Raw genomic sequence first — 12,882 nt, forward strand, 5'->3', positions numbered from 1 at the left:
CCCCATGGCGCACTTGCCGACCGGCACCCATAATCGACCCGTGGACACGGCACGCGGCGACTGGCGACCGGCGGGCCTCTGCTCCCTCTACATCTGCGACATCGCCTCGTTCGGCGACCCGTCCCGCACCGACCGCGTGCGCGTCCACGTGCGGGACGTGCTCTACGAGAGCCTCGGGACGGCCTTCCGGGAGAACGGCATCGCCTTCGACGCCTGCTACTGGGAGGACCGGGGCGACGGCGTGATGATCGCCGTGCCTCCGGAGTTCGACCTCGCCACGCTCCTCACCACGGTGACCGACCGCCTCCGCGCCGAGATCCGCCACCACAACGCCGTCTCCGGCGATCCGGCGAAGATGCAGCTGCGGGTGGCCGTGCACATGGGGATGGCGCGCTCGGACGGCCGCGGCCTGGTGGGCACCGCCGTGAACGACGCGTTCCGCATCCTCGACGCGCCCGCGTTGAAGGAGGCCCTGCGCGTCTCGGGAACGGCCGTGGGGGTGATCGTGTCCGACCGCGTCTACGACGACGTCGTCCGGCACGGCTGGGACCTGCTCGACCCGGGTGACTACCGTCCCGTCGAAGTCCAGGTCAAAGAGCTGACGACGACGTCCTGGATGAACGTTCCGGGTCTGCCGTCGCCCGTTCCCGCGCAGTCGCCGCCGACGCCCCCCGCTCCGGCCGGGGCGGTCCGTCCCGCAGGCGATCCGCCGCCGCTGTTCGAGCTGGTCGACCACCTGCTCGACATTCCCCTGCTGGCCCACGAGCGGGGACGCGACCAGCTCGTGGACGCCCTGCCGTTCGAGATCGGCGTCGTCATCCCGCGCAGGCCCGACGCCCGCTCCGACACCTACGCGATCGTCCGCACCTGCCTGGACTATCCCGGCGGCCTGCACCGGCTGCACCAGGCGGTCAGGGCGTTCACCGGCCCGTCGATGGCCATGACCCGTGTGGAGCAGACCCTCAACCGCTTCCTCCTGGACTCCTGAGCCTCCCGCCCGCCGATACATCAAACTCGTTTGATGTATCCTGGAGGCATGGAGTCGACGGGTCAGGCCGTCCCGGCGTTCGTGCGGTTGGCCGCCCACCCTCTGCGGTGGCGGCTGCTGACCGAGCTGGCCGGGAGCGACCTCCGCGTCCGCGAGCTGGTCGAACTGCTCGGCCAGCCGCAGAACCTGGTCTCCTACCATCTGCGGCTGCTGCGCGAGGGCGGGCTGGTCACCGCCCACCGCAGCAGCTTCGACTCCCGCGACAGCTACTACCACCTGGATCTGGAACGCTGCGCACACGCACTGGCCGCCACCGGCGCCGGCCTGCACCCAGCACTGCATTTCGCCCCCACCCCACTTGGACCCGTCGCCACCGGCACCGGTCTGGACCCGGCACCGCACTTCGCCCCCGCCCCACCCCGACCCGTCGCCACCGGCGCCGGTCTGCCCCCGGCACCGCACCTCGATCCGACCCCGCCGCCTCCCGCGTCCGCCGGACGCCCGGCCCGGCCCCGCGTGCTGTTCACATGCACCGGGAACAGCGCCCGCTCACCGATCGCCGAGGCCCTGCTGCGCCACCGCACCGGCGGCCACGCCGAGGTGACCAGCGCCGGCAGCCACCCCAGGGCGCATCTGCATCCCGACGCCGTGCGGATCCTGCACGAGGACTACGGCATCGACGTCGGCGACCAGCGGCCGCGCCATCTGGACACTCTCGCCCGCCGCCCGTTCGACTACGTGATCAGCCTGTGCGACAAGGTCCGCGAGGTCTGCCCCGAGTTCGACGGCCGGCCGCGACGGCTCCACTGGAGCATTCCCGACCCGGCCGCCGCCAGCCGGCCGGACCGCGCCGCCTTCAGGCACACGGCGGCGCAGATCGACACCCGTATCCGCTACCTGCTACCCGTGCTCGCCACGGACCCGGAGGTCAGCCATGACGACACCGGATGAGTTCGCCAGCGTCCGCTACATCGTCGACGACGTCGCCGCCGCCGTCGACTTCTACACGACGCACCTCGGCTTCACCGTGCGCTCCAACCCCGCGCCCGCCTTCGCCGACGTGGTCCGCGGCCCGCTTCGGCTGCTGCTGTCGGGCCCGGCGAGCTCCGGCGCCCGCGCCACACCCGATGACTCCGCCGCACCGGGCCGCAACCGCATCCACCTCATCGTCGCCGACCTAGACGCCGAGATCGACCGGCTGCGCACCTCCGGGCTGTCCTTCCTCGGCGACGTCGTCGCCGGCCCCGGCGGCCGCCAGATCCTGCTCACCGACCCAGCAGGCAACCTCATCGAACTGTTCCAACCCGCCACCCACTGAGGCGCCAGATCCTGCTCACCGACCCGGCCGACAGCCTCATCGAACTGTTCGAGGCCGCCGCCCACTGAGCGGCTGACCTGGGCGGTTCGTTTACCGGTGCTTCTCGGCGGAATAGTCCGCCACGAAGCATTGGGGGGCTGCCCATGGCCATTTACCAGTACCGCTGCGCGCAGTGCGGACCGTTCGACGTCTCCCGTCCGATCGGGACCGCCGGGGCCGCGGAGACGTGCGCGTCCTGCGGCGGGGAGGCGTCCCGCGTCTTCACCGCGCCGCACCTCGCCCGCACTCCCGGCCCGCTCGGCCGGGCGCTTCAGGCCCAGGAGGCCAGCGCCCACGAGCCGCAGGTGGTCAAGCGGGCCCCCGAGGCACCGCGCAGACCGGCGGCCCCGCCCGCCGACCCGAGGCACGCGCTGCTCCCCCGCCCATGAGCCACTCGCCCATGAGCGAGAAGACACCCGTACCGCGAGAAGACACGTACTGGAGGAAGAAATGCCCGACGTCGTGTTCAGCGTCGACCAGGCGAAGTCGATGCGCGACCAGCAGGTTCCCGGCCACAACCGGTGGCATCCCGACATCCCGTCCGCGGTCACCGTGCGTCCCGGGTCGGAGATCCGCGTCGAGTCGCGGGAGTGGATGGACGGCCAGGTCGTCAACGACGACTCGGCCAACGACATCCGCGACCTCAACCTGAACGTCAACCACATGTTGAGCGGCCCGATCGCGGTGGAGGGCGCCGAGCCCGGTGACCTGCTCATCGTCGACGTCCTCGACATCGGGCCCGTCCCGCAGGAGACCGGCAACGTCGCCGGGCAGGGCTGGGGCTACACCGGCATCTTCGCCAGGGGCAACGGCGGCGGGTTCCTCACCGACTGGTTCCCGGACGCCTGCAAGGCCATCTGGGACTTCCACGGCCAGGCCGCCACGTCCCGCCACATCCCCGGCGTCCGTTTCACCGGCATCACGCATCCCGGCCTGTTCGGCACCGCGCCGTCCGCCGAACTGCTGTCCCGCTGGAACGCCCGCGAGCAGGCGCTCATCGACACCGACCCGAACCGGGTGCCGCCGCTGGCCATGCCTCCGCAGCCGCAGGAAGTGCTCGCGGGCACCCTGACCGGCGCCGACCTGGAGCGGGTCGGACGGGAGGGCGCCCGCACCGTCCCGCCCCGGGAGAACGGCGGGAACCAGGACATCAAGAACTTCAGCCGCGGCGCGCGGGTGTTCATGCCCGTCCTCGTCCCCGGCGCGCTGCTGTCCACCGGCGACCTGCACTTCAGCCAGGGCGACGGCGAGATCACGTTCTGCGGCGCGATCGAGATGGGCGGGTTCATCGACCTGCACCTCGACCTGATCAAGGGCGGGATGGAGAAGTACGGCGTGACGACGAACCCGATCTTCATGCCGGGCAACGTCGAGCCCCGCTACGACGAGTACATCTCGTTCATCGGCATCTCCGTCGACCACGAGACCGACACCAACCATCACCTCGACGCCACGCTGGCCTACCGGAACGCCTGCCTGAACGGCATCGAGTACCTGAAGAAGTTCGGCTACACGGGCGAGCAGGCCTACCTGCTGCTGTGCGCCGCGCCGATCGAGGGCCGGCTCAGCGGCGTGGTCGACATTCCCAACGCCTGCTGCACCCTGTACCTGCCCACGGCCGTCTTCGACTTCGACGTCCGTCCCACCGCCGAGGGGCCCCGCCGCGTCGACCGCGGTCAATGCGCCGTCGCGTCCTGACCGCCCGGGCCGCGCGGGCCGACCGCGCGGGCCGTCAGAGCTGGTCGCGGGGGATGGTGATCGTCCAGTTGCGGGAGTGGACCCGGCGGTCGGCCTCGTAGGCGTCCAGTTGCGCGTGGAGGTGGAAGTCCGTCGCGGTGGACGTCAGTTTGGTGCGGGTCACGGTGCTGACGTCCCAGTCGCCCCGGACGAATCCCATGCGCCACTCGACGTCGCCGAACACGGAACCGTAGTCGTCGCCGGTCCAGCCGTAGGTCTCCTTGGCCAGGCGGGCTATCTCCAGGCCGATGTCGTCGATGCGGACGACACCGAGATCCTTGATCACCTTGAGGGCGGACGCGTACTTCACAAGGTCGCGGGACACCGTCCAGCCCTCCTCGCCGATCTTGAGCTGCGTGGTGGAGATGGGGGGCGTCCCCTCCGGCTCCCCGAAGGCCGCGACGTCCGGTTCGCCCGCCGCGCCGACGGGCCGGACCGGCAGGTCGATGGCACCGGTGAAGACCGAGAGCCGGACCGGGCGCGGCGGCGGCCAGGCCAGCGGCCAGTACGACGTGGAGATCGACAGGCGGATGCGGTGCCCGGCCGGGAAGGCGTGCGCCATCGCGTTCATGGTGACGCCGACCCGGTACCGCTTGCCGGGGTCCAGCGCTCGCGGGGCGGCGTGCCCGTCCCGGTGCGTGAGGTTGAGCAGGCCGTAGGTGACGCGGGTGGCCCGGCCGTCCGGCGCCACGTCCGACAACCGGACGGCCACCATCGCCTGCGGCCGGGTCGCCGCCAGTTCCAGGCGGACGATGGGCGCGCCGAGGACCTCACACCGCTCGTCGAGGATGTCGCTCTCGAAGACGAGCGACCCACCGTCCTCCTCGCGCTGGTCGTAGGGCAGGTCCGGGGGCGCGTTGTAGGAGCACCACTTGCCGGCGAACTTACCGACGGACAGCGGAGATTCCACGGTCAGTTCTTCGCGTCCGACCGTCTCACCCTCCTTGGCGATGCGGTTGCGTTCCAGCGGGCGGCTGCGGACGTCGATGCGGGGCGTCGGCCAGGACGTCTCCCCGACCCAGCGACCGGGACGTTCCTCGTACGCGGTGGAGGGAGGCACGCTCTCCTGCATCCAGATGCGCAGCTTCGGCTCGTCCATCACGCCGTTGTCGGCGTCCTTGAGCCAGTGGTCCCACCACCGCACCAGCTCCTGCAGGAAGCCGATCGCCGGGCCGGGCACGCCGAGGTGCGGGTACTTGTGGGACCAGGGGCCGATGAGTCCCTGCGTGGGCGCGTCCAGGTGGGCCAGGACGCGGAACACGGCGTTGGTGTAGCCGTCGGCCCAGCCGCTCACGGCGAGGACCGGGCACCGGATGTCGGAGTAGTCCTCGCGGACCGAGCCGTGCCGCCAGTAGTCGTCACGGTGCTGGTGGCGGAGCCACTTCTCCAGCCACAGCCCGCTGTTCTCCAGGCGTTCCCGCCACATGTCGCGCCATCGCTCGCCGACGACCGCCGGGTCGGGCGGGCACGAGGTGTAGGCGAACATCGTGGACGCCCAGGACAGGTTGTCGCTCAGCAGGCAGCCGCCCATGTAGTGGACGTCGTCGGCGTACCGGTCGTCGCTGAAGCACAGCGGCACGATCGCGGCGAGGGACGGCGGGCGGCGGGCCGCGACCTGCAGCGCGTTGAACCCGCCCCAGGAGATGCCCATCATTCCCGCACGCCCGTCCGACCACGGCTGGTCGGCGAGCCAGGCGAGGATCTCTTCGGCGTCGAGCAGTTCGCGCTCCAGGTACTCGTCGGTGAGGACGCCCTCCGAGTCGCCCGTGCCGCGCAGGTCGACCCGCACGCCCGCGTAACCGTGACCGGCCATGTACGGGTGATGGATCGAATCGCGCAGCGCCGTCAGGTCCCGTTTCCGGTACGGGATGAACTCCAGGACGACCGGGACCGGGTCTTCGTCCGAGGCCACCGGCCGCCAGATGCGGGCGGAGAGGCGTACACCGTCCGACATGGGAATCCAGACGTGCTCGTCCTCCCGCACCGCATAGGGCAGTGCCGTCACCGTACGCATATCGCTCCTCCCCCGTGAGGCTCGGCAACGCCGGATTGCGCATTGGCTCTATTCGTCGAACTCGAACGTGAGGGCAGCCAGGCACTGCTCGTACCGGGCTTCCAGCTCCGCCTGGTCAGAGGCGCCCATGAAGACGCGGCCCAGCTCGTAGCTGTAGCTGTCCTGCAAGGGCAGTTCGGACAACCGGTCCCCGGCCTCCGCGGCGATCTTCACGATCGTGCCCGGCAGTTCCCGCTCGACCGCCGCGACCTCGTCCGCGGACGGGGCGCGCCGGACGACACCGTCGGTGAACCGCCGGATGAACCACTTGGCGGCCACGTTGTACTCGCCTCCGCCGGGGGGCCGCAGTTCCGGGTCGAGTCCCAGCGCGAGCCGCACCATGTACTGGTGGTTGGGGACGCCGTCCACGTACTCGAACAGCGGGGCGTGCGATTGGGAGTGCCGGGGGTTGATCTCCAGCAGATTGATCGCGTCGCTCTCGCGGTCCCAGAAGAACTCGATGTTGAACGTCGTGGAGTCGAGCCCGATGCGCTCGATCACGCGCTCGGTGATGCCGGTCATGCGCTCGACGACCTCGCCGGGCAGGGAGGACGGGTACTGGTAGCGCAGGAAGCTCGGCTTGCCGGGGTAGACGATGGAGTCGACGACGCCGTAGACGTGCACCTCGCCGCCGAAGCCGCAGCCCTCGACCGTCACCTGGGCGCCCGTGATCGCCTCCTCGGCCATGCAGGCCGCGCCGCCGACCTCGCCGATCTCCGGCGGCAGGTCGAGGCGGGCCAGGACGGCCTCGAACGGCCTGCCGAGCCGGTCGATCCCCTCGCGGATCTCGGCGACGGCCCGGCCGAACTCGTCTGGGTCCCTGACCAGGAACGCCAGCGCCGCCGACGTCGACTTCACCGGTTTGAGCCACATCGGGTAACGCACCCCAGGCGGCGGTCGCACCGCGTCTTCGTCCAGGTCGACCAGCCCGAACGGGGGATGCTCGTCGATCACCGCGCGCTGCTCGATTCGGCTCCAGTACTTGTGCTCGCACTTCACGACGGATTCGAGGCTCGCGCTGCGCAGCCCGTACCGGGCGCACAGGACGGGGACCATCGTCGTGACCGGGAAGTCCCAGAACCCGATGATCGCGTCGATCCGCCAGTCGAAGGCGTCCAGCTTCGTCTCCGCCTTCGCCACCAGCCGGTCGAAGTCGATCTCGCCGTAGCGCAACTCCTCCAGCGACAGCAGCGGGTGGAAACGGTATTGCGCGAGGTGGGGGAGCTTCCGAAGCATGCGGCGGTTCAGGTCGTCCAGACCCAGCACGAACACGTTCCGCGGCATGCGTCCTCCACTCCCGCCGCTCAGGCATGCGTACCCGATACGGCGTCCCTAAACGAGGTGCTTTCACGCAGCCGCCGCGGGGGTTGCCGGGCGGCGCCGAGGCCGGTTAAAGTTCATCCAATTAATAGGAAGGTTTCCTATCAAATAGAGGTCGATCGCGTGCCCCGCTCACCGCCCGCACCGTAGATCCGCATCGCTCGACGACACCACTCGGGGCTCGGGGGATTCCCGCCGTCCACATCTCCGTCCCGGGAGCGACATTGAGAAGACCTCTTCCCGCCCTCCTGCTCACCGCCCTCTGCTCACTCGTCCTCGCCCTGTTCTCCCCCGTCCCCGCGAACGCCGCGTCGGTGACGGCGACGTTCGCCAAGTCCGCCGACTGGGGATCGGGCTACGAGGCCAAGTACACGATCAAGAACGACACCGGCTCCGCGATCTCCTCGTGGACGGTGGAGTTCGACCTCCCGTCGGGTTCCTCCGTCGGGACCTACTGGGACGCCCTGCTCACCGAGTCGGGGCAGCACGCAACGTTCACCAACCGCTCCTACAACGGAGCCGTCGCAGCAGGCGCGACGGTGTCGTTCGGGTTCATCGTCAGCGGCTCCGGGTCACCCCAGAACTGCACTATCAACGGCGCGTCCTGCACCGGCGGGGGCGACGGCGAACCGGGAGCGCCCTCCGCACCCGGCGCCCCGACCGTGACCGCCCGGACCGACGACTCACTGGCGCTCTCGTGGTCCGCCTCGTCCGGCACGGTCAGCGGCTACCGCGTCTACGAGGGGTCCGCCGTCCGCGCCACCGTGTCCGCGACGAGCACCACCGTCACCGGGCTGGCCGCCTGCTCCAGCCACACCTACACGGTCAAGGCGTACAACTCCGCCGGCGAATCCGCCGCGAGCGCCCCCGTCACCGCCACCACGACCGGCTGCACCACACCGGACGTCACCAAGCACGCCGCGCCCTACCTCTACATGGGCTGGGGCAACCCGCCGAACCCGTCCACCGTCATGAACGCGACGGGGATCAAGTGGTTCACGATGGCGTTCATCCTGTCCGGCGGCGGCTGCAGCCCGGCGTGGGACGGCAACCGTCCCCTCCAGGGCGGCGTGGACGCGCAGGCCATCGCGCAGATCCGCGCGGCCGGCGGTGACGTCCTGCCGTCCATCGGCGGCTGGTCCGGCAACAAGCTGGGCCCGAACTGCGCCACCCCCGAGGCCCTCGCCGGCGCGTACCAGCAGGTCATCGACGCCTACGACCTCAAGGCCATCGACGTCGACATCGAGAACAGCGACGAGTTCGAGAACGCGACCGTCCAGGACCGCATCCTGAACGCCCTCAAGATCGTCAAGCGGAACAACCCCGGCGTCCAGACGATCCTGACGTTCGGCACCGGCACCGCCGGACCGAACTACTGGGGCACCCGCCTCATCAACCGCGCCGCCGAACTCCAGGCCGACGTAAACATATTCACGATCATGCCGTTCAACTTCGCCGGCGGCTCCGACATGTACGGCAGCACCGTCAGCGCGTCCGAGGGCCTGAAGAACGCGCTGAAGTCGGCGTTCGGATGGTCCGACGCAACGGCCTACTCGCACATGGGGATCTCCGGCATGAACGGCCTGTCGGACCAGCGGGAGGTCACGTCCCCGGGCACCTGGACCCAGATCCGCGACTGGGCCGCCTCGCACGGCCTCTCCCGCCTGGCGTACTGGTCGGTCAACCGCGACCGCCCGTGCCCCGGCGGCGGCGTCGCGTCCAACTGCAGCGGCATCGACCAGCAGGAATGGGAGTTCACCAGAATCACCGCAGGTTTCTGACCCTCTCCCCCGGCGGCCCGCGTCCCACCTCCCAGGACGCGGGCCGCCCCCATTGACCTCAAGCAAGGTTGAGCAATTAGCGTCGACTTCAACGAAGAACTCGACCACCGGGGGCGATCACAGATGACACATCTTGACTTGGGCGACCTGGGCCGCATCGGCGTGACCCTGGACGTCCGCGCCGACGGCGGCCACCTGGACGACGCCGCCATGCTGGAAAGCCTCGGCTACTCGACGATCTGGATCGCCGGCGGCCAACTCGCGACCCTGGACCCGCTGCGGGACGTCATCCGGGCGACCGAGAAGATCCCCGTCGGCAGCGCGATCATCCCGGCCTGGGGGTACACGCCCGAAGACGTGATCGCACTGCACCGCAGCCTGGACGCGCCGGGACGCCTGATCACCGGCCTCGGCGGCGCGCACGGCGACCGCCCGCTGCACACCATGAACGCCTACCTCGACACCCTGGACGCCGCCGACCCGCCCGTCCCGCCAGGCGCCCGCATGCTGTCGGCGCTGGGCCCGCGGATGCTGGAGCTGTCCCGCGACCGCGCGGCCGGCGCGATACCCCTCCTGGTCACCCCGGAGTACACCGCACAAGCCCGGCAAATCCTCGGCGCCGAGGCGACCCTGGCCGTCATGGAATACGTCGTCCTCGAAAGCGATCCGCAGCTGGCCAGGAACACGGTCCGCGAGCCCATCGGTTTCCTGACCGGCGTCGGCGGCTACCCGCAGAACCTGCGCCGGATGGGCTTCACCGACGAGGACATCACCGGAACAAGCGACCGCCTCCTCGACAGCCTGGTGGCCTGGGGCGACATCGACACCATCGCCGCCCGCGTGACAAGCCACCTCGACGCAGGCGCCGACCAGGTCGTGCTCGTCGTACGTCCAACGGACCCGAACACCGTCCCCCACACAGAGTGGCGCGCACTAGCCGAAGCCCTCATCCGCTGACACCGAGGACGCCCCACCAGAAGCGGCACATGACCCGCCGGCGCCGACTCCGCCATTGATCATCCTTTGGGGAGCTCCAAGCCAGGCGGGTTATGTGGTCATCACCGGCGGCACGCACGTAGTCGTGGGCCGATCCCGCAGCCGCGGACCGGCTCGCTGCGTCCTTGGCCGCGCCGGGCCGCCGCCGTCGGGATGCGTCGGATCTTCTTGACATCGAGCTGCATCAGTCCGCCGGGCCGGCGCCATTTGGACAAGCGGCGGCGCAGGCTGGCGTAGTCCTCGGCGTCGTGACGGCGCATCCCGCCCCGGTGGCCGAGTGCATCTGGGACGTGCCTCAAAGGCAGGCCAACCACTCCATTGGTGACGGCGATCCGGAGGGTAGCTTCGTAGCGGACCGCAAGCCCATCGGATCGGGTGGCCACAGCACGATGGCGTTTCAGCCGGTTGATGCCGCCCTCGACGGCGTGGCGCTGCTGGTAATCGATCGCGCAGAACGCATGTGGGCGTCCACCCGGCTGCCTTGCTCCTCCTACGGTTGCGGATCTGGCCGACCTTGACCGGGATCGTGCAGCCGATACCGCATCTGCACAGGTAAGCGGGGTTGGCGCGAGGCCTGTAGGCCTCGTCGGTCCGGACCCGTCCGGTCGTTTCCGCGGACGGCCCGCACCCGTCCGCGGCACCGCGATCCGTTCCAAACGGCCGAAACTCCAGGGAGTTCCGCCGCTGCCCCAAGCGCGCGCCTACTGGCGGTCGGGGCGGATGATGTACCAGGCGCCGGCTGGGGTGGTCCATATCAGGAGGCCGGGCCAGATGTGGTGGAGTTTCCAGCCCGGGGTTTGTTTGAGTCGGTGATGTCTTCGGCAGAGCGGCGCCAGGTTGCAGCGGCAGGTGATTCCGGGCCGCCAGGGCACCGTGTGATCGAGGTCGCAGCGGTGTGAGGGCTGGTTGCAGGTGGGGAAGACGCAGGTGGTGTGGCGTTCTTGGATCTCTTGCCGCAGGGTGGCGGGTGGACGGTAGCCGGGCCGTCCGTGTCGTGCGGCGTCTGCTTGGCAGGTCGCGTCGCGTTGGGGGGCGACTCGGTCGGTGATCTGCTGGATCGCCTGGTTGGTCGCGGCGGGTAGTGCGGCGGCGGGGGTGCGGTCGCGCAGGTGGGTGAGGCGCCGGTTGATCATGGCCGCCAGTCCCGCGATGACCGTGTCCGCCGTGTCCGCGCCGGGCGCGTCGTCGTCGGCGGTTCTGGTCAGCGGCGTGGATGAGGCGGCGAGGGCATCGTCCGACCTGCCGTGCCCGGCTGCTGTGTCGTTTCCGGTCGTCCCGGCGGCGCTGCCGTCCTCGGTCGCCTTGTGTCCGCCACCCGCCGTGCGGCCTGGAGCCCGGTCGAGCGGGTTGCGGACGGTGGCCGGGCGCTCCGTTGCCGACGCGCGGCCGCGTGGGTGGGCGGCCCGCTGGTCGAGCACCGCGACCGGCCGGTGCGCAACTCCGTCGCCGTTCACCGGCCCGCCCGCCGTGCGGTCTGCGGCCTGGTCGAGCGGGTTGCCGACGGCGGCCGGAGACCCGGTCGCGGACGCCTGGCCAGGCGGGTCGGCTGTCTGCTGATCGATTACCGCGACCGGTCGGTGCGTGACTCCGTTGGGGGTGCGGGCGGGGGGTGCCTTGTCTGAGGTGTGGTGCCCGTTCGATGTGTGGTGCCCGGTTGCTGTGTTGTTTCCGGTTGTCCTGGTGGCGCTGCCGTCTTGAGTCGCGTTGTGTCTCTCGCCCGCCGTGCGGTGTGCGGCTTGGTCGAGCGGGTTGCCGGCGGCGGCGGGAGGTCCGGTGGCGGACGCGCGGCCGTGCGGGTGGGTGGCCCGCTGGTCGAGTACCGCGACCGGCCAGTGCGTGACCTCGTCCCCGTCCGCCGGGCCGCTTGCCGTGCTGTCGTCGGCCATGCTCCCGTCGGCCGTGCTCCCGTCGGCCGTGCTGTTGTGTGCTGGGGTGCTGGTGTCGGGTTGGGTGATTTGGGTGCGGAGGGTGTGGGTGGCGGCGGGGAGGGGGGTGCCGTTGAGGAGGTGGACGGCCAGGTCGGCGCGGATGAGGTGGAGGGATCGGGTGTCGCCGTCTGTTCGCAGGCCGTGTGCGGCGGCGGTGATTTTGTTGAAGATGCCGTGGGCGTGTTCGGGGGCCAGGTCGCACAGCGCCAGGTCGGTGGTTCCGGCGGCGGTGTCCCACAGTTCCAGGCGCCGTTGCCGCAGGGCTTCGCGTTTGCGTTCCTGTATTGCTTCGGGGGCCAGCCTTTGGGTGATCCGTTTGATGCGGCGGCGTAGTTGCCCGGTGGTCTGGGTGGGCGCCTTGTGCAGCGCCAGCGCCTCGACCCGTTGGGTGAGGTGTTCGGGGAGGGTTTGGGTGGTGTCGCAGATGACGCGGGCTTTGGGCAGGTCGATCCGGCCGGTCTCCAGTGCCGCGCCGGTGTGGGCGAGGGGGCCGGTGAGTTGTTCGGCGAGGTGGATCAGGGTCGCGGCGGTGTTGCCGGTGACGGTCAGGGCGGCGGCGACTTCTTCGGTGACCGCTTCGTGCGCGGTCAGGGTGCGGTAGCCGGGGTCGTCGTCGGCTTCGGTGTCGGCCTGGGTGGTGGCCTGGGTGGTGCGGCGTTGGGTGAGTTCGGCGATGGCGGCCAGTTCGCGGGCTTGGGCCCAGGAGGTTTGGCGGCGGGCGG

General features: G+C 70.4%; 10 protein-coding genes. 7 read left to right on the top strand and 3 right to left on the bottom strand.

The features are described 5' to 3' along the window. The first annotated feature begins 40 nt into the window (after positions 1-40). The 5 genes from AB0C35_RS40390 (at position 41) to fmdA (ending at position 4,043) form a co-directional block, all read left to right on the top strand. Complete coding sequence (locus AB0C35_RS40390; protein ID WP_358467950.1) at positions 41-988, top strand: hypothetical protein; 948 nt, start codon at positions 41-43, stop codon at positions 986-988. 48 nt (positions 989-1,036) lie between these two features. Beyond that, on the top strand, positions 1,037-1,939 hold the full coding sequence (locus AB0C35_RS40395) for an ArsR family transcriptional regulator (protein ID WP_358467953.1): 903 nt from the start codon (positions 1,037-1,039) through the stop codon (positions 1,937-1,939). Beyond that, positions 1,923-2,306, top strand: coding sequence for a VOC family protein (locus AB0C35_RS40400; protein ID WP_358467955.1), 384 nt, complete (start codon positions 1,923-1,925; stop codon positions 2,304-2,306). Before AB0C35_RS40395 ends, AB0C35_RS40400 begins: the two co-directional genes overlap by 17 nt. Before the next feature lie 143 nt (positions 2,307-2,449). Further along, positions 2,450-2,734 (top strand): zinc ribbon domain-containing protein, encoded by a 285-nt coding sequence (locus tag AB0C35_RS40405; RefSeq protein WP_358467958.1) that lies wholly within the window; start codon positions 2,450-2,452, stop codon positions 2,732-2,734. A gap of 61 nt (positions 2,735-2,795) precedes the next feature. Next, positions 2,796-4,043, top strand: coding sequence for a formamidase (gene fmdA / locus AB0C35_RS40410; protein WP_358467961.1), 1,248 nt, complete (start codon positions 2,796-2,798; stop codon positions 4,041-4,043). A gap of 34 nt (positions 4,044-4,077) precedes the next feature. On the opposite strand, the gene AB0C35_RS40415 is transcribed toward fmdA, so the two are convergent. Together AB0C35_RS40415 and AB0C35_RS40420 are read right to left on the bottom strand one after the other, a co-directional pair. Beyond that, positions 4,078-6,096, bottom strand: a complete 2,019-nt coding sequence (locus AB0C35_RS40415) for a CocE/NonD family hydrolase (RefSeq protein ID WP_358467964.1) — start codon at positions 6,094-6,096, stop codon at positions 4,078-4,080. A 48-nt stretch (positions 6,097-6,144) separates the two neighbouring features. Then, the gene (locus AB0C35_RS40420; RefSeq protein ID WP_358467966.1) at positions 6,145-7,419 is read right to left on the bottom strand and encodes a biotin carboxylase; all 1,275 of its coding nucleotides are present in this window, start codon (positions 7,417-7,419) and stop codon (positions 6,145-6,147) included. 260 nt (positions 7,420-7,679) lie between these two features. Between AB0C35_RS40420 and AB0C35_RS40425 the strand changes: the two genes are divergently transcribed. After that, entirely contained in the window at positions 7,680-9,236 is a 1,557-nt protein-coding gene (locus tag AB0C35_RS40425; protein ID WP_358467969.1) for a cellulose binding domain-containing protein, read from the top strand. Positions 9,237-9,359: 123 nt separating this feature from the next. Further along, complete coding sequence (locus AB0C35_RS40430; protein WP_358467972.1) at positions 9,360-10,193, top strand: TIGR03620 family F420-dependent LLM class oxidoreductase; 834 nt, start codon at positions 9,360-9,362, stop codon at positions 10,191-10,193. A gap of 740 nt (positions 10,194-10,933) precedes the next feature. On the opposite strand, the gene AB0C35_RS40435 is transcribed toward AB0C35_RS40430, so the two are convergent. Further along, the coding region (locus AB0C35_RS40435; RefSeq protein ID WP_358467975.1) for a DUF222 domain-containing protein at positions 10,934-12,882 on the bottom strand (1,949 nt) is incomplete at its 5' end.

Origin of the sequence: Spirillospora sp. NPDC048819, from assembly GCF_040650055.1 — a bacterium.
GTDB lineage: Bacteria > Actinomycetota > Actinomycetes > Streptosporangiales > Streptosporangiaceae > Spirillospora.